20 protein-coding genes are annotated in these 17,502 nt (G+C 41.1%); 6 read left to right on the top strand and 14 right to left on the bottom strand.

Translation table 11 applies throughout. The annotated features are described in order from the left end of the window. Positions 1–44 precede the first annotated feature (44 nt). From ACE1CA_RS25150 to ACE1CA_RS25140, 3 genes are all read left to right on the top strand, one after another. The gene (locus tag ACE1CA_RS25150) at positions 45–491 is read left to right on the top strand and encodes a DUF6932 family protein (RefSeq protein WP_413278637.1); all 447 of its coding nucleotides are present in this window, start codon (positions 45–47) and stop codon (positions 489–491) included. Further along, entirely contained in the window at positions 488–1,012 is a 525-nt protein-coding gene (locus ACE1CA_RS25145) for a helix-turn-helix domain-containing protein (protein WP_413278638.1), read from the top strand. Before ACE1CA_RS25150 ends, ACE1CA_RS25145 begins: the two co-directional genes overlap by 4 nt. Positions 1,013–1,225: 213 nt before the next feature. Next, entirely contained in the window at positions 1,226–2,890 is a 1,665-nt protein-coding gene (locus tag ACE1CA_RS25140) for a purple acid phosphatase family protein (protein ID WP_413278639.1), read from the top strand. Positions 2,891–2,965: 75 nt separating this feature from the next. Here the strand turns inward: ACE1CA_RS25140 and ACE1CA_RS25135 are convergent, their stop codons facing one another. From ACE1CA_RS25135 to ACE1CA_RS25080, 12 genes are all read right to left on the bottom strand, one after another. After that, on the bottom strand, positions 2,966–4,399 hold the full coding sequence (locus ACE1CA_RS25135; RefSeq protein WP_413278640.1) for a hypothetical protein: 1,434 nt from the start codon (positions 4,397–4,399) through the stop codon (positions 2,966–2,968). A gap of 47 nt (positions 4,400–4,446) precedes the next feature. After that, positions 4,447–4,587 (bottom strand): ribonuclease HepT family protein, encoded by a 141-nt coding sequence (locus tag ACE1CA_RS25130; RefSeq protein WP_413278641.1) that lies wholly within the window; start codon positions 4,585–4,587, stop codon positions 4,447–4,449. After that, the gene (locus ACE1CA_RS25125; protein ID WP_413278642.1) at positions 4,559–4,894 is read right to left on the bottom strand and encodes a nucleotidyltransferase family protein; all 336 of its coding nucleotides are present in this window, start codon (positions 4,892–4,894) and stop codon (positions 4,559–4,561) included. The genes ACE1CA_RS25130 and ACE1CA_RS25125 overlap by 29 nt, the downstream gene beginning before the upstream one ends. Next, positions 4,848–5,057, bottom strand: a complete 210-nt coding sequence (locus tag ACE1CA_RS25120) for a type II toxin-antitoxin system HicB family antitoxin (RefSeq protein WP_413278643.1) — start codon at positions 5,055–5,057, stop codon at positions 4,848–4,850. The genes ACE1CA_RS25125 and ACE1CA_RS25120 overlap by 47 nt, the downstream gene beginning before the upstream one ends. Positions 5,058–5,067: 10 nt before the next feature. Then, positions 5,068–5,394: a hypothetical protein gene (locus ACE1CA_RS25115; protein ID WP_413278644.1), complete on the bottom strand. Its 327-nt coding sequence runs from the start codon at positions 5,392–5,394 to the stop codon at positions 5,068–5,070. 44 nt (positions 5,395–5,438) lie between these two features. Then, complete coding sequence (locus ACE1CA_RS25110; protein WP_486517523.1) at positions 5,439–9,443, bottom strand: CHAT domain-containing protein; 4,005 nt, start codon at positions 9,441–9,443, stop codon at positions 5,439–5,441. A gap of 17 nt (positions 9,444–9,460) precedes the next feature. After that, a complete protein-coding gene (locus tag ACE1CA_RS25105) occupies positions 9,461–9,727 on the bottom strand; it encodes a type II toxin-antitoxin system RelE family toxin (protein ID WP_413278646.1) in 267 nt (88 codons plus the stop codon). Next, a complete protein-coding gene (locus ACE1CA_RS25100; protein WP_413278647.1) occupies positions 9,717–9,905 on the bottom strand; it encodes a hypothetical protein in 189 nt (62 codons plus the stop codon). The genes ACE1CA_RS25105 and ACE1CA_RS25100 overlap by 11 nt, the downstream gene beginning before the upstream one ends. 97 nt (positions 9,906–10,002) lie before the next feature. Then, the gene (locus tag ACE1CA_RS25095; protein ID WP_413278648.1) at positions 10,003–10,233 is read right to left on the bottom strand and encodes a hypothetical protein; all 231 of its coding nucleotides are present in this window, start codon (positions 10,231–10,233) and stop codon (positions 10,003–10,005) included. A 67-nt stretch (positions 10,234–10,300) separates the two neighbouring features. Further along, positions 10,301–10,801, bottom strand: coding sequence for a PIN domain-containing protein (locus ACE1CA_RS25090; protein ID WP_459563632.1), 501 nt, complete (start codon positions 10,799–10,801; stop codon positions 10,301–10,303). Next, positions 10,798–11,043: a UPF0175 family protein gene (locus ACE1CA_RS25085; protein ID WP_413278650.1), complete on the bottom strand. Its 246-nt coding sequence runs from the start codon at positions 11,041–11,043 to the stop codon at positions 10,798–10,800. Before ACE1CA_RS25085 ends, ACE1CA_RS25090 begins: the two co-directional genes overlap by 4 nt. Before the next feature lie 82 nt (positions 11,044–11,125). Beyond that, on the bottom strand, positions 11,126–11,845 hold the full coding sequence (locus ACE1CA_RS25080; RefSeq protein ID WP_413278651.1) for a hypothetical protein: 720 nt from the start codon (positions 11,843–11,845) through the stop codon (positions 11,126–11,128). A 194-nt stretch (positions 11,846–12,039) separates the two neighbouring features. Between ACE1CA_RS25080 and ACE1CA_RS25075 the strand changes: the two genes are divergently transcribed. The 3 genes from ACE1CA_RS25075 (at position 12,040) to coaE (ending at position 15,126) form a co-directional block, all read left to right on the top strand. After that, the gene (locus ACE1CA_RS25075; protein ID WP_413278652.1) at positions 12,040–12,351 is read left to right on the top strand and encodes a hypothetical protein; all 312 of its coding nucleotides are present in this window, start codon (positions 12,040–12,042) and stop codon (positions 12,349–12,351) included. A 180-nt stretch (positions 12,352–12,531) separates the two neighbouring features. Next, positions 12,532–14,259: a succinate dehydrogenase/fumarate reductase flavoprotein subunit gene (locus tag ACE1CA_RS25070; protein WP_413278653.1), complete on the top strand. Its 1,728-nt coding sequence runs from the start codon at positions 12,532–12,534 to the stop codon at positions 14,257–14,259. Positions 14,260–14,538: 279 nt separating this feature from the next. Next, positions 14,539–15,126: a dephospho-CoA kinase gene (gene coaE / locus ACE1CA_RS25065; RefSeq protein ID WP_459563652.1), complete on the top strand. Its 588-nt coding sequence runs from the start codon at positions 14,539–14,541 to the stop codon at positions 15,124–15,126. Here the strand turns inward: coaE and ACE1CA_RS25060 are convergent. After that, positions 15,115–15,777, bottom strand: coding sequence for a Uma2 family endonuclease (locus ACE1CA_RS25060; RefSeq protein WP_413279207.1), 663 nt, complete (start codon positions 15,775–15,777; stop codon positions 15,115–15,117). The genes coaE and ACE1CA_RS25060 overlap by 12 nt on opposite strands. 97 nt (positions 15,778–15,874) lie before the next feature. Further along, positions 15,875–17,272: a TldD/PmbA family protein gene (locus ACE1CA_RS25055; protein WP_413279208.1), complete on the bottom strand. Its 1,398-nt coding sequence runs from the start codon at positions 17,270–17,272 to the stop codon at positions 15,875–15,877. Between the last annotated feature and the right edge of the window lie 230 nt (positions 17,273–17,502).

The following is a 17,502-nucleotide window of genomic DNA, read 5'->3' as shown; positions in this document are numbered from 1 at the left end:
AATGGAAAAAGGTAATTTGTGATTCGTGATATGGATGTGAGGCAGTGATTCCAGAATTTGATGAAAACGGTAATTTACCTCCAGGGATTCATTTTTGCGAATGGGAAGAGTTTAAAGAGAGATTTGCTACTAATTCTATGAAACGGCGGATGATAGATGGTTTAGAATTAGCAATGACCCAATTAAAAGCAGCAGATTGTAGAATCGTTTATATTGACGGTAGTTTTGTTACTAGTAAACCAAATCCAGGAGATTTTGATGCTTGTTGGGAACCAGAAGATGTAAATTATAATTATCTCCGAAAAAATGCCCCTATATTACTAAACTATTTAGATCGTAGCGCCCAGAAATCTAAATATAAAGGTGAAATATTTCGTTCAGATCAATCCGTAGGAGATTACGGTTTAACTTCTTTAGAGTTCTTTCAACGTGATAGAGAGTTAAATTCAAAAGGTATTATCGCTATAGATTTAGTAAGGTGGAAACCATGATTAAAAATGAAAAACAGTATGAATACAGCCAAGAATGCGCTCGAAGATTTGAATATTCTATCAAGTCGTTAGAGCAGGATGAAGAACTGAAGAAAAAAGACCCCGAAGGGTGGCAACTTTCTCGCGATGTCAAACAATCTCACCTGATTGCTTTACAAGCAGAAATTGCTGAATACGAACGACTGATTAACTGTAACAAAAGTCAGCCAATTCAAATTACAGTTGAGAGCCTAAATAAGCTACCTGATGCTTTAATTAAAGCTAGGATAGCTGCCAAAATGAGTAAGCAAGAATTAGCAGAAATCTTAGGAATTGAAGAACAGCGAGTTAAGCAGTACGAAGAGACAGATTATCAGTGTGCCAGTTTTGTGGAAATTCTCGAAGTTAGCACAGTTTTGGGTGTAGAATTTGCAACAGCTGTAGTGCAAGTAGATTTTGAAGAAATAGAAGCTGCGAAACAAAGTGCAGAAAAATGGCGAAAGGAAAAAGTAAGTACGACAAGTAAACCTGATAAATATTAGTAAGTTGTTCAGCAAAATAGGATTAAATTATTAGCTTAGGAACTATTCATAGTGATGAAAGAGTGCTAATACAATTTCACATAAAGGTTGATTCAAATAAATTATAGGAGTGAGTTTAGCTAATATCTTGCGCTACTCACTGTCAAACCTCAACAAAACTCGCACCCATTTCCTGCTAAATTAATAACATAATTTCGCTAACTTTTCATCACCATGTCTTCCCAACCCCAACTATTAACCGATCCATTTTTGCAACTTCCTACAAAAGACTCGATTCGAGTAGTTTGGTTTACAGAATTTCCCGGTTCTCGTCACACTGTTACCTTTGGTGAGAATTTGGACAAAAATGTTAGCGCCAACACAATTAAACTCAGTCGCACCCGCGAAGATCAAAAGTCAAAAGTAGGAAAACAAACCGAAGAAAACCAAGTTTATCAACAACCAGTTGAGCGGAATATCTGGCGACACGAAGCAGAAATTACTGGTTTAATTCCAGGTAAACGAATTCCTTATCGAGTAAATAGTGAAAGGGAAGATGGGGAAATTGTAAGTAGTGAAATTTTTACTCTTGCAGCTAAACCTTTACCAGAAACACCTTTAAAAATCTTGCTAACTTCCGATCATCAATTAATGCCAATGACAGCAGCAAATTTGCAAAAAGTAACCGAAACAATTGGCAGAGTTGATACTGTTTTTTTTGCTGGAGATTTAGTGAATATTGCCGATCGCGCTTCCGAATGGTTTGATGATAACCGAGGTAATGCTTTCTTTCCTTGTTTGCAAGGAAAAGCTAAATCTAAACTAGAAAAAAATGGTAATTTAATTACTTACAAAGGCGGAGAAATCATTCAACACGCTCCTATATTTCCTGCACTTGGAAATCACGAAGTAATGGGTAGATTCTCCCAAGAAAACAGCTTAGGTGAACAATTCAACGATCCTTTACCCCGCGAAATTGCCAAACAAATTTATCATGATAAAGCTAATATATCTGAAGAATTATGGTTAAAAAATTACTCTTTTAATACCGATACTTACGAAGAAATTTTTACCTTACCTAATGATAGTTCTGGCGGGAAAAAATATTATGCAATTACTATTGGTGATGTGCGTTTAGTAGTATTGTTTGCTGCTTGTGCTTGGCGCAGTCCTAGTTTAGCTAGTACTATTAAAGGGAAGTATCGGGAGAGCGATCGCGATTTAAACAACCCGGAAAATTGGGGATACGGACAACATATTTTCGAGCCAATTCATCAAGGTAGTAACCAATATCAATGGTTAGAAAAAGAATTAAACAGTCCCGAATTTCAACAAGCAAAATATAAAGTAGTAATGTTACATCATCCACCCCATTCTTTAGGTGATAATGTAGTTCCTCCCTTCACTTATCCAGTGCAAATAATCGATCGAGACAGTGAAGGCACAATTAAATCAGTTCGCTATGAATATCCCAAAGAAAAAGATTATTTAATTCGGGATATTGAACCATTACTCAACGCTGCAAAAGTACAATTAGTATTATTTGGACATTCCCATTTATGGAATCGTTTTGTTAATTCCAGTGGCGTTAATTTCCTCGAAACTTCCAACGTTGGTAACTCTTATGGTGCAGCTTTAGGCGATAATAAACGACCTGTACCTATTAACAACTCGGAAAATTATGCTGCAACTGGCGACCCCAACGGATTAGATCCAATTATTCCAAAAATTGCGCCTTTAGTTAATGAAAATAATCAACCATTGCCATATATTGCCAGTAATGATATCACTGTGTTTAGTATTTTAGATACTGGCAATGGTACAGTGAGCAGTTATCGCTTTGATACAAGAGAACCAAATTCTCAGGTAATTAAATTTGATGAGTTTTATTTGAATTAAGTAGGGTGCGTCAGAGTAACAAGATTGATGGAAATCGCCAAAATCCTCAATTCTGATGCACCCTACAAAACCGATTTATGAGTTGAATTGGGAACGTTTTCGCTTTCTCTTAATCGCCTGTTTTGCTAACCAAAAAGCACCCACAGAACACAATACACTTGCAACTAAAGCAATTACAAAGGGGTGAGGGGGAAGGAAAATTCGATCGCGCCCCGGAAAACTCCAAGGTTGTGTAATTAAACCGGATGTAGAAGCAACGATCGCACCTGCGGCAATTCCCACACCTACCGCTTGAATCAAATCTTGCAAGTCTTGATTAGCTTTTTCTTGCTGTTTTTGTTTGGTTTGTTCAGTTTCTTGGCGTTGGCGATCGCGTTCTGCTTGGTCAATTTCTACTATTCCCCGAATTGAGGCGATCGCTTGTTCTATTAAATCTGTTCCATGTTCAAAATAGCCTAAATCTGCTTTGATTTGCCTCTGGAAATGTGGCGCGGTTTCTTGTCCGAAATACTTGAGAAACGATAGTTCTTCCTTATCGATTTCTAGTTTACCACAAATTTTCTGAATTGTCTCATTATAATTGTAAAGATTAATCTCAATTGTATTGCCAAAATCTTCCATTTTTCGGAGTAAGCGAGTGTAGGATAGAGACTTTCTGGCGAGGGTTTTTAACTGGGTTTTAAAATCGTCGAGATAAGTGTGGTTAGGATTAGATGTATCGAGTTTTTGTTGAATGCGATCGAGATTTTCTTCTATTTCACTGTAAGCTTGGTTTAGTGCTTTATAAATCAAGCGACTAGCTTGAAAAGCTTTGGTGATTTTGGCACGATACAGGAATAAAATAATGAGTTCCTGTTGATACTGATCATATTGTTGATCTGCCGTTTCATCGCGGAATAACCAAACAAGAACCTGGGAGTCTTGTTTGGGGTTTCCATATTCAAAAATAGCACTATCAAACAACTCACCAGCGCGGGAAAAAGGGGGTGTTTTGTCTCCGAGTAAAGTTTGACAACATTGATCGGCTAAGTTGCGGAGATATTTGCGATCCCTTTGTTTAGTTTTGTTGGTTAACCAAGCGGTTATGAGCAGAGTTTGTCCTAATATTTTATCAGATTTAGGCAGAATTAAGATATGATTAGGATTAAATTTTTGTAGTACCTCAACCTCGACATCTCCCACAGTTTCATCCGCATCAGAATAGCCGATATTGAACCAAAGCGCATAACAATCTTGGATTTTTTGGGGTTGAGCAAATCCTTCGATTTCGGGATTTTGAGTGCTAGTAAAATTAAGACTATCGTCTTTAAGTAAATAGGTGCGATTATCGTTATTTGAATCATCTGGGAAAATCAGCTTATCAGTAATATTTTCACCCTGAAAAAAGCAGTTAATAATTTTATCTGCTGCTTGCCAAAGAGGATTTTTAGATCCTTCTGCGCCATCAGTTAGGGAATAAGCAAAGAGGTAAATATTAGGGGCAAAAATCTTATTTACTTGGTTATCCATAGAAATTCACTTAATGGCGAGGGTTTATCGGTTATTTTCAGGCATTTTTATCTAGTAAATCTGCGAATAATGGCATCTTGTAATTGTAAGTCGGTTAGGAAGTCATTTTGCGATCGCCCAGCCATATACTGCATAATAATTTCGGCAGATTGTAACATATCAAGCAGAGATTGTAGATCCCGTTCCATAAATTACCTGTGCAGAAGAAAGAATAGCTTGACGACGCAAATAGTTACGACTAGTTTCAATACCTTTCCGAGTCACTAAATCAACATCACGCTGAAAAAGTGTTTTGAGTTCTTCTTCCATCTCAGCTAAATCAAACAGCGTTGGATGAGCTTCTTGGTGAAATTGTACCATCACATCAATATCGCTATTTGCATGAAAATCATCCCGTAAAATAGAGCCAAATAAGGCAAATTCTGTCACCTGCCATTTGTGACAAAATTCAGCTATTTTTTCCATTGGCAGGGCGTTTTTTGTTGTTGTAGCCATCTTCAATTTCCTCAAGACACATTTCAATTACTTCGCGGATATTTTGCATTAACTCATCAATGGTTTCTCCTTGGCTATAGCAGGCTTTAAGTTGTGGAACTTCACCAATATATAAGCCGTCTTCGTCTCTTTCAATCACTACATAAAACTCTTTATTTGCCATTTGTAAATTCTCACTTTTGTTCTGATTTTTCGATTTTTTCCCGCAAAGCTTTGTAAATTTCAGGATAGCGATTTTCGAGAATATTTTCTAAATTTGTATCTTTACTTTTTTTCGGTTTTGGTTTGCGGTTAGCAGCAAGGATTGCCTCTGCTAGTCCTTCATAATCATCGCACAAGTCCTCAATTCTCTTGGCAATATCTTCCAGTGATTCTTGGTTGATTTTTTCAATGTCTTTTTGCATTGAATCTAACCCAGCTATTGCACCAGTCTTCTCGAAAATCTCTGGGTTAACATCCCAAACTTTAAGAAAGCTATTAATCAATTTTTCGGGTTCCATAATGTTATATTCCTCTAATCAGTTCGTTTAAAAAATCTCGGATTTTACTGTCCAACGGCGCAAAAAGCAGCCCAATAATAAGGCGACTCATACCGTTTAACATCAAGTTTTTTCCTCCAACCTAATGTTAGGTCATAGCACATAGCTTTGCGTCGTTCCTGATTAATCAACTGACAACCCTTAATCCAATCTAACAACTCTGCAACTGTTGTTGAGCGCATCCACTCTTGGGTTTTTTTCAGCGCCAAAGCTGCTGGGGGTTGACTTTTTCCCAGGAGGGTTTCATAAAAGCGAATCATAAAAATTGCCGTCGAGACATCATTCACCGCCCATAATGTGCCTAAGACATTGCGCGAACCTGCGAAGAAAAACCCTGCCAGAATGCTGATATATTCATCACTAGTAGTGCTAATGTCGGTGATTCCCGTTTCGCAGGCGGAAAGGGCAACTAGGCGACAGTTCCGCAAGCGCAGGTTAAAGATTTCTGGCAATGTGAGACATTCTTCGGGGTTAAAGTCTCCCCGACGAGAACGAATCACCGGGATGCCTTTTTCGGTGGCTGCGGTTTCTGGGAGTTTGGCATCAGCGAGTATTAGTCCTGAAATGCGGGGGTTGGTGAAGTTGAAATAGCCGTGACAGGAGAAATGGGCGAAAGTGGTTTCTTTTAACTGGGTGATGGCTTGGTTGAATGCGGTTTTATTGGCGGCTTTTCCTGGTAATACCGTAGCGGGGTTGAAGGCGGTTTGAATCGCTTCTACTTCGATGTCGGTGTAGGCTAAGTCGGCGGTGGGGTTTTGGATGGCGAAAAGAGATCCCCCCCCTGCCCCCCCTTCATAAGGGGGGGAGAAAGAGGAAGAGGAGAGAGGTGGCTCCCCTTGTGAAGGTGATCCCCCCCCTGCCCCCCCTTCATAAGGGGGGGTGGTATTTCCCTCAGATCTTGCACCAGGGGAGGTAGAACCTCCCAGATCCTCGTTCCCAGGTTGAACCTGGGAACGAGAACCTCTCAGATCCTCGTTCCCAGGTTGAACCTGGGAACGAAAAATGGAGGCTCTGCCTCTTTGCTCAGGGGAGGTGGTATTTTCGGATAAGGATAGCTGCAAAATCTGACTGCTGGGGGCATAGCGAATGCCTTGGGGGAATCTGTCGCTGAGATATTCGGTTTGGGAAAGGGGTAAGGCGTGGAGGGGGAATAAATGCAAGGCGCGATAGGGGATTAAGATTAACTGCTGATACTGGGAGGGGATTTGGGAAATTAGGTGATTTAGTTCCAGTATTTCGGCTAACCGTTGCAGGTATGAGGGTAACTCTTGTCGCCAGTGGTTGTCGCGGCTGAGATAATCGGTTAAATATTCATTTTTCAACTGTTCTAAGGCAGCTACGGCACTGCTATCGGTAGAGACAACTATGGGGTGTTCGCCTTGGTGGGTGACGATGAAGGCTTGGATGCCTTTAGAGGTAAGATACCACTCGACAAGTGCAGTTTGTTCATTGACTAATGCCTGTATCTCCCGGTAGCGGATGGGTTGGACTTGTTGCCCGAAGCGGAATTTTGGGTCGTGGGGGGTGATTTCGGTGGCGATGAAGTGGTCGATTTGTTGGCGTAACTGGGTGAGGTTTTGGGAGTCGTTGGGGGTGGGAGTGGTGGAGGGGGAAAGGGCGATGCTGCGGGTGTCGTCGTTGGGGGAAGGGTTGTCTGGGGGGGAGGCGCTACTGTCGCGCTGCTGCTGGAGGTTCCACCACTGTTGATATAATCTGTCGTAGCGTTCCCAGACTTCTGGGGAAACTCCTTCGGGTTTCAGGCGGGTAGCGGCAAGGAGTTCGACTAAGTTTCTGGCTTTGCTGCGTTCGGCATATTCTAAGGCTGCGGCGTAATTTTCTAATTCTAGGCAGACTTCGATCGTTACTTTATAGAGTTTCTGCCATTCTTCGGCTAACTTCTGTCGCGCTGCTTCGCCGCCAAGGGTGATGCCACTGCGAATTTCTTCTACGGTGTCAATGGCTGCGGCAAAGGTATCGTAAGCATTTTGGATTTGGGAAGCATCCCGATAGGCAAGTCCTAAATTAAATGAGGTTTTAGCATGGTTTTGGGGAAAAGCGGTGGGGGTATAAACGGATAAAGCAGCTTGATAAGATGCGATCGCATTTTCCAGATTCTCCCCCCGTTCTCCTTTGATGCGGTTTCTGTAGGCATTCCCCAAGTTATTTTGCGTCATTGCCCAATCTTCGGGAAAAGCGGTGGGGGTATAAACGGATAAAGCGGCTTGATAAGATGCGATCGCATTTTCCAGATTCTCCCCCCGTTCTCCTTTGATGCGGTTTCTGTAGGCATTCCCCAAGTTATTTTGCGTGGTTGCCCAATCTTCGGGAAAAGCGGTGGGGGTTCTAACGGTTAAAGCGGCTTGATAAGATGCGATCGCATTTTCCAGATTCTCCCCCCGTTCTCCTTTGATTCTGTCACTGTAGGCAGTCCCCAAGTTATTTTGCGTCATTGCCCATTGTTCGGGAAAAGCGGTGCGGGTATAAACGGTTAAAGCGGCTTGATAAGATGCGATCGCATTTTCCAGATTCTCCCCCCGTTCTCCTTTGATTCTGTCACTGTAGGCAGTCCCCAAGTTATTTTGCGTCATTGCCCATTGTTCGGGAAAAGCGGTGCGGGTATAAACGGTTAAAGCGGCTTGATAAGATGCGATCGCATTTTCCAGATTCTCCCCCCGTTCTCCTTTGATTCTGTCACTGTAGGCAGTCCCCAAGTTATTTTGCGTCATTGCCCATTGTTCGGGAAAAGCGGTGGGGGTTCTAACGGTTAAAGCGGCTTGATAAGATGCGATCGCAATTTCCAGATTCTCCCCCCGTTCTCCTTTGATTCTGTCACTGTAGGCAATCCCCAAGTTATTTTGCGTCATTGCCCAATCTTCGGGAAAAGCGGTGCGGGTATAAACGGTTAAAGCGGCTTGATAAGATGCGATCGCAATTTCCAGATTCTCCCCCCGTTCTCCTTTGATGCGGTATAAGTAGGCATTCCCCAAGTTATTTTGCGTGGTTGCCCATTGTTCGGGAAAAGCGGTGGGGGTTCTTACGGTTAAAGCGGCTTGATAAGATGCGATCGCATTTTCCAGATTCTCCCCCCGTTCTCCTTTGATGCGGTATAAGTAGGCAGTCCCCAAGTTATTTTGCGTGGTTGCCCATTGTTCGGGAAAAGCGGTGGGGGTATAAACGGTTAAAGCGGCTTGATAAGATGCGATCGCATTTTCCAGATTCTCCCCCCGTTCTCCTTTGATGCGGTATAAGTAGGCAGTCCCCAAGTTATTTTGCGTCATTGCCCAATCTTCGGGAAAAGCGGTGGGGGTATAAACGGTTAAAGCGGCTTGATAAGATGCGATCGCATTTTCCAGATTCTCCCCCCGTTCTCCTTTGATTCTGTCACTGTAGGCATTCCCCAAGTTATTTTGCGTCATTGCCCATTGTTCGGGAAAAGCGGTGGGGGTATAAACGGTTAAAGCGGCTTGATAAGATGCGATGGCGATTTCTAGGTTATGCGATCTCCTGCCTAATGGAAAATTCTTGATATCAATGGCAATACTATTTAATAATGATGCTAAAGCTTGATTCTTCTCCAGATTATTCGGGTCAAGTTCTGAGTGAAACCATTGTGTGAGAATTTCCCCAAAGGTCAGGTCAAGTTTATCTTGATGTTGTGCTAAGAAGGGATAAACTACCTTGGGGTCGCTGTCGCTGTCAATTTCTACTTGCAACAATCCCATTAAAAAATTGAAATACTCTTCCCCTGTGGCATTACCTTGAGTTTCGCCACCTTCACCCCCAGAAGAGTTGAGATATTCCCCCACCTTTTGCGCCAGATTTCGCAAAAAACCCGCCTGATTTTCTTCCCCTGCTTCCTGCAACTGTTGCGCCAGCAGTTCGCACACCTGCACAAATCCCCCATCCACCAAATCGAGAGACTGGCTGAGAATTTGGTTTTCCTCGCCACTGGGACAGGTGAGGAGTTGTTGAATTAAATTGAGATAAGCTGCGATGCGTTCTTCGTTCATAATCTTTACACCTATAACTAACCACGATAGGCATCCCGCCGATGCCTTACCAGCACGATCAGCACTATCCTCTCCCGATCGTCGATAATATAAACCACGCGATAATCACCGATGCGAATTCGATAAAAATCGCTCCCCTTCAACTTAACCACACCTTCTGGACGAGGTTCCAAACTCAAGCGATCTATCTCCTCGGCAATGCGTACCTGAAGATTGATATCTAGCGATCTCAATTCCTTAGCCGCAGAGTTTTTAAAACGGATTGTATAATCCTCATTTGTCATTAGCTTGAGCCTCGATTTCTTGCTTGAGATCTTGCCAAGAAACCTCTTCTTCATCCTGACGAGTATGTGCTATCAACAAATCATAAAAATCTTCCCACAACTCACCCCACTGGGCTAAATCAATTAATACCGCCTGCTTTTCCCCCGCCTCATTCACAACAAATTGAATTCCTTTCATAGTTTTGTTCCCCAAACTAATTAATAAATAGACGAATAATTTTTTTGTTCTTTCAGCTTCTTAAAATCCCTCAAGAATAGGGTTCTATACTCAATATTCAATCCTCCGCCTCCGCTAAAAATTCAAGAGCTTGTTCCCGACTAAGCAAAGGAGTTTCTTTCGCCTCATTCATGGCTTTATTCAAGCAATAATCTTCAATACTTTCAGTTATTGTTTCGATGGATTGACTATCTTCCGGTAGAATTTTCCTCCATAAATCAATGGGAATCACTACCGCCGTTTGGTTGCCATGAGAATCTGTGATATATTTAACTTCTGAGTCATTCATTATTTTTTAAATCTCCTTTCCTTTGAGGTAGGAATACCTTAATTATGGCATAAACCCAGTTTCTTAGTTAGTCGCTAGTTTCACTAGCTGCCGCCAATACCTCTATATATAAAGAATCGCTTACCCGAAAGCTTGCTTGTTCAATCAAATTATCGATTATGGGTCGAATTTCTCTCACTAATCCCCGGCGTTTAGCTACCAGCAAAATACCCAATAAACCCGTAATAGATAGTCCCAAACGGACAGCTTGCCTACGTCCTAATCGTTCATCAATTAACAATTCTTCTGCATTAAGTTCCAAGGCTAGAGCAATAGCTTCTGATTCTCCCCGATCTAAATTGTATTCTGTTTGTAGGGTTTCTATTAGTTGGTAATCGCTTGGCTGATAAACCTCAATCCAATCTAAGGATAAAGCATCTATAATCCGCGAATTATCCTCACCCCCTCGCCTCAGTTCATCTGCAACCGCAGGAGGAATTAACACCCGTTCATAAAGTTGCTGCAATAATAAAAGATAACCCACTATTACTAATCCATTGATGGGAGATGTATCGCTGACAATAATCATAGCCATCCTTTGGTTTTTAAGTGTTGAATATCTTCTTGCAATTCCTCTACATCATAATGAATGTTAATCCCGCGTTCTGCCATCAATTTCTGAAAGCTGATTTGAGATATATTCAATAATTCTGCGGCTTTTCCTAAACTAATTTTTTCCTGTTGGAATAACATCAAAATCACTTCTATTAGCAACTTATCTTCAGATAATCCACTCGCTTTTACGATGTCATCAGAAATAATTAAACTCATCTTATAACCTCCCAATTAAATGATTTAAACTCCACAAAAGTGCAAACAATGGCTTTTATTATAGCAGAATCCGTTTTTTTAATTAAATATTGCGTTCTAATCGTTTGACTAAAAACAAACTCAAACCGTAGAGGGTAATACTTTCGCCAAACATTTCTAAAAATTCCTCTATGGTGATTTTTAAACTCGATAAAATCAGTGCTAAGGAGTTGCCATTTTCTGCCATTTGAGCGAATTTAACTTGCAAAAACAAGTAATATATAAAATCTAAAAATACTCCGCCAGCAAATGAAAGGATGACTCCTAATACTGTAATAAATGTTCCTTTAGGATAAGCTTTCCAAAGTGCTATTATGTCCCGATAACCAAGCAAGATAATGATAATTCCTGCTGGTACATAGACAAATATCCAAGCACCTCCTCCACCAGGAAATCGAGGCATCCAATCTAATGAATTGAGGAATTTTGGTAATTCGGAAGAGTGAAATTTAAACAGTTTTTCGATGAATAAATCGAGAAATCCTGCGCCGACTGCTAAGAGGAACCAACGGGAAGGAAGGGGTGCAGAACGCTTTTTTCGGAAAGCTGCAATTACTAAACAAATTCCAATTAAAAGCAGTTGAATTGCTGAATAGATTACAGGGATTGACCATTTGCGATCGAAATCAAAAACCCCTAAAGCTTTGCCTGTAGTTACAGCACTTATCAAATAGATTAGCGCGAGGATGGTGTCGATCGCAATTAAGCTAAACAACCCTAATTTACTGTAGTGCTTAATCGTCGCTGGATTTGATAGTCTCATCTCTGGTAAATCTGTTAACTAAGTTACAGTAATAATTAATACTTTTAGCTACTTTAATTTAATTTATTTTCTGAAAAGTCTTCAACAAATTGTAAAGTTATATTGCAAATATTTAAAAAAATATTGAAAAATAAACCAAATTCTAATTCAAACTTTAACGTAGAAATTCATAGCAATATTACGAGGATCGCATCATGGCTAATGATATACAGAAGTACCGGATGGTCTGCACTCTTACCTTTGGCGATATCTACGGTCAAATAGTAGTTTGGTTAATTGTAATTTTCCTCTCTTTAGCTTCTGCTTTGGCATTATGGAGCACTAGTCGCCAAATTTACGCCTTAGCTGCTGTGGGATTAATTGTAGTTCTGTCTCTGCCCTTCTTACTTTTTGCTTTCGTCACGACTCTATTAAATCACATTGAATTTAAACCGATCGATGCCACAGAAAGTACACGCACTAGTCCGGTAAATATACCTAAACCAAAAACCGCTGAAGCTACTTGATTAAGGGATTGGGGATTGGGGATTGGGGATTGGGGACTGGGGACTGGGAAAAAGTGCCAATAACCAATGACCAATGACTAATGACCAATGGCAATCTCTAAAGAATTTCCCTGCTTTTTGCGGGGAATTTTTTTTGTGAGTAACCATAGATAAAGAGGAAATTTGAATTTAAAACTGACAATGTTAGAACACGATGTCGTTATTATTGGTGGTGGATTAGCTGGGTGTCGCGCCGCTGTGGAAATTGCCCGGACCGATCCAAAATTAAATGTAGCTGTAATCGCCAAAACTCACCCAATTCGTTCTCACTCCGTCGCCGCCCAAGGAGGTATCGCCGCTACTTTAAACAATGTAGACTTAGAAGATACTTGGAAAGCTCATGCTTTTGATACGGTCAAAGGTTCCGATTATTTAGCAGACCAAGATGCGGTAGAACTTCTCACCCGTGAAGCGCCAGATGTTTTGATTGACTTGGAGCACATGGGCGTGTTATTCTCGCGGTTGCCTGATGGTCGCATCGCCCAACGTGCTTTCGGCGGACATTCCCATCGTCGCACCTGTTACGCTGCTGATAAAACAGGTCATGCAATTTTACATGAATTAGTTAATAACCTCCGTCGCTACGGCGTTCACATTTACGACGAATGGTATGTGATGCGGTTAATTTTGGAGGAAGGACAAGCGAAAGGCGTTGTCATGTACCGCATTCGCGATGGCGAGATGCAGGTTGTCCGGGCTAAAGCTATTATGTTTGCTACTGGTGGTTATGGTCGGGCTTTTAATACTACTTCTAATGACTATGCCTCGACGGGTGATGGTTTGGCAATGTCTGCTTTGGCGGGTGTTCCTTTGGAAGATATGGAGTTTGTGCAGTTTCACCCGACTGGTTTGTATCCGGTAGGTGTGTTAATTTCAGAAGCGGTAAGAGGCGAGGGTGCTTATCTCATTAATTGTAATGGCGATCGCTTCATGTCAACCTACGCCCCTAGCCGAATGGAACTCGCTCCTCGTGATATTACCTCAAGAGCGATCGCTCTGGAAATCCGTGCTCTTAGAGGTGCCCACCCTGATGGTAGCGCTGGAGGGCCTTTTGTCTACTTAGATTTGCGCCATCTGGGACGGGAAAAAATCATGAGTCGCATTCCCTTTGCGTGGGAAGAAGCACATCGACTTTTAGGAATTGATGCGGTAGAAAAACCCATGCCTGTGCGTCCAACTGTACACTATTCAATGGGCGGAATTCCAGTTAACACCGATGGTCAAGTTCGCAGTAGTGCTGATAGTTTAATTGAAGGTTTCTTTGCTGCGGGTGAAGCTGCTTGTGTTTCCGTTCATGGTGCAAATCGTTTGGGAAGTAATTCGTTGTTGGAATGTGTTGTTTATGGCAGAAGAACTGGCGCTGCGATCGCACAATACGTGCAAAATCGGAAACTTCCCGAAATTGATGAAACGCTATATTTAGCCCAAGCACAAACCCAAATTCAATCACTTTTTGAGCAAAAGGGAGAAATCAGAATTGGCAAATTACGTCAAACTTTCCAAGATTGCATGACTCAATATTGTGGAGTATTTCGCACTGCGGAATTGATGCAAGAAGGATTAAACCAATTGCAACAATTAAAACAACAATACGACAATATTTATCTAGATGACAAAGGCAGTGTTTGGAATACAGAAATTATTGAAGCGATCGAACTTCGGAGCCTAATGATTGTGGGAGAATTAATCTTATCATCTGCCTTAAACCGTCAAGAAAGTCGCGGCGCACATTATCGGGAAGATTTTCCCGATCGAAATGATAACAACTTCCTCAAACATACCTTAGCTTACTATTCCCCAGCCGGAGTTGAGATTCAATATAAACCTGTCAGTATCACCATGTTTGAACCCCAAGAAAGGAAGTATTAATCCTTTTTATTAAGCCAAAATACCAGGCGATTAGAAATCGCGGCTAAACAGACAAAGCCTGCCTCCGCAGGCTAAAAGTCCGCGCAGGCGGACTTGGTTTGTATAGCCCCAGACTTCCAGTCTGAGGGGCAATTTACACATTTGGGATGCTCGCAATTTAGTAGATAATTGGTCAGAAATATTTGCTAAATTCATCTTAGTTTTTGAATTAGGGAGTGCGATCGTAATTCCTCATAACAAACCAATTATAATACAAGTCATTTAACAAATATAATTATGATGAATCAGCGTAAAATTGGTTTAACTGGCGGTATTAGTACAGGTAAAACAACAGTTTCAAATTATTTAGCCAACACTTATCATTTACCAATTTTAGATGCAGATATTTATGCTCGTGAAGCTGTACAAATTGGTTCTCCTATTCTGCAAAAAATTGCCCAACATTACGGAACAGAAATACTTTTACCTGACGGTACATTAAATCGGCAAAAATTAGGAGAAATTGTTTTTTCCAGCAATGAAGAACGCATTTGGCTAGAACAACAAATTCATCCTTATGTCAGACAACGCTTTGCAGAAGCAATGAATCAATTACCATCAAACAGCACAGTTATTTTAGTCATTCCTCTACTATTTGAAGCCAAATTAACTAACTTAGTCACGGAAATTTGGGTAGTATTTGTTGATGAACAGCAACAAATAGAACGATTAATGCAAAGAAATAATTTAACCCTTGAACAAGCAAAAACTAGAATTAACAGTCAAATGCCACTCGCAGAAAAATGTCAAAAAGCTGATGTAGTTTTAGATAATTCTGGTAGTTTAGAACATCTTTATCAACAAATAGATGCTGCATTAACCTCTTAACCTTTCTACAAAATTTTGATGTTCAGATGTTGCTAAACCCATTTGTAACACCGACTGAACCTCAAGCAAATTTCCATTGATTAAAGCCGGAACTGCTAACCATAAACCCGGAAAAACTTCACTTTTAATTGTTCCGGTTGCATCGTTTGGTAAAGCAATATATTCTCCTTCCCTTAACCGAAACCAATCAATTTTTTGTTCGTTCACTTGCCAGACTAAATATTCTTGCACTTGATTGCGACGATAAGCTTTTAATTTATCTCGTAAATCATAAGAAGCACTACTCGCAGCTATTTCAGCAATGAATTCTGGCGCACCTTCTAAATAATTATCTTCACTAATAATTGTTTGTCCACCATTCTCAATTCTTAATAGTGCATCGGGTTGAGGTTCATTATCAGCATCAAGACGAACTGTAGTATTATCAAACAATCCAACTCCCGGTGTAGCAACCTGATAAGAAAATAACCATCCTATAATCTGAGCATGAGGTTGACCGTGAATTACCCGAACTGGCGAACCCATATAAACTACTCCTTCAATTAATTCTGCCTTTTTCAAATTAGACATTATTTCGTAGCGTCGTTCAAATTCAGGACGGGTTAGACGATCGCCATTTTCCAAAGGTAAAATTGCCATTGTTTTTGTCATAATTCAACCTCCAATTTAAACAATCTGGCTCGTTGTGGCGACTTCAGTCGTCATATCTGACAAAGAAACGACTAAAGTCGTCACAACAAACTTAATATTAAGCAGCTTCTCCACCAACAATTACATTTTTAATCCGCAAACTTGGGCCACCACAACCTACAGGTAAACCAGATTGTCTACCTTTACCACAGCCACCAGATTCATCCCAATAAAAATCATCGCCGATCGCTTCAATATCAGCCAAAGTAGTAAACACATTTCCCGAAAGAGTTACATCGCGCACAGGTTCAGCAATCTCTCCATTGCGGATCATCCAAGCTTCTCCAGCACTAAAAGTAAACATTTCTCCATTCGTCATTCCCCCCAACCAATTACGCGCATAAACTCCTTCTTTGATATCACTAAATAAATCTTTGACAGGTGTATTTCCCCGTTCAATCCAAGTATTTGTCATCCGCACTAATGGGGGATAATGATAATTCAAACAGCGAGCATTTCCCGTCGCAGTTTCACCCAGTTTGCCTGCTGTTTCACGAGAATGCAATCTTCCCACTAAAACGCCATCTTTGATTAATTGGGTTGTAGTTGCTGGCGTACCTTCATCATCGTAATAATAACTACCTCGATGTCCTTCTGGGGCTGCACCATCAAAAATTTGCAATTCTTTTGGCCCAAATCTCCGTCCGATCGTCATTACTTCCAACAAATCGGGATTTTCATAAGTCATATCTGCTTCCGAAAGATGACCGAAAGCTTCATGAACAAACAAACCGCTTAAAATTGGGTCAATGACAACCGTGTAACAGTTCCCTTTAACTGGGGGTAAAGCTAAAGCATCAACGGCGCGTTGTGCGGCGCTTTTAACTTGAGAATCTAAACCAAGTAAATCTTCATAAGCTTTGCGCGATCCTGTAGTTTCCCTACCAGTTTGTACTGTATCTCCATCTCTGGCGGTAGCAGCAAAGCGCATTTCCATATCCACCCAAGATTGTTCTAGCATGGTGCCTTCGGAAGTAGCGAGAATCACCTTCTGGGCATTGTCACTATAACGCACTGAGGTAGTGGTAATCCGTTTGTCTAGACTGCGAAGAATTTCTGTGTAGCGATCGCACAACTCTTTCTTTTGTGCCAAAGTAATATGTCGCGGATCGGTGCCAATTAAAGGTAAACTGCAAATATCCTGCACTGTTTGAATCGGTGCCAGAATTGTCTCTTCTTCCCCTACCATTCTGGCAGATGCGATCGCTTCCTCCACCCGTTCCTTCAGCGTCGAAAGTTGATTAAAACTAGCAAAACCCCAACCTCCCTTATAACAAGCTCTCACCTGCCCACCAAGAGAGACCCCTTGAGAAAGAGTTTCAATCTTATCTGCTCGCAGTAAAATATCAGTCCCTTCCGATTCTTCCAGCCTTATCGCCAAATAGTCAACTTGAGAACCGTAAACAGCGATTAAATCAGAAAGCAAGTTTTTCCCATCGATCAGTAAAGTCTGCATAACAGGCAACATTGAATAAAAGTTTGAGTTAACTGAAAAGTGAGCTAATTCGCTCTATTGTGCAATTGAATAGGTGAAGTTAGCTAGTACAGTAAGACACAAGGCAAAAAAAGACTTTTACAAAGCTTTTTCACTTGTTCTTAACTGTATAATTATTTCTGCCATGCTGCACTAGAACGCCGATTCAGTATTGTAGTCGGGGATGAGAAACCGGGTTTCTTTCCCTAGCG

The organism is Floridaenema evergladense BLCC-F167 (assembly GCF_041929205.2).
Classification (GTDB): domain Bacteria; phylum Cyanobacteriota; class Cyanobacteriia; order Cyanobacteriales; family Aerosakkonemataceae; genus Floridanema; species Floridanema evergladense.
Note: the sequence above shows the minus strand (reverse complement) of the source record. Positions and strands in the feature narration are given on the sequence as shown.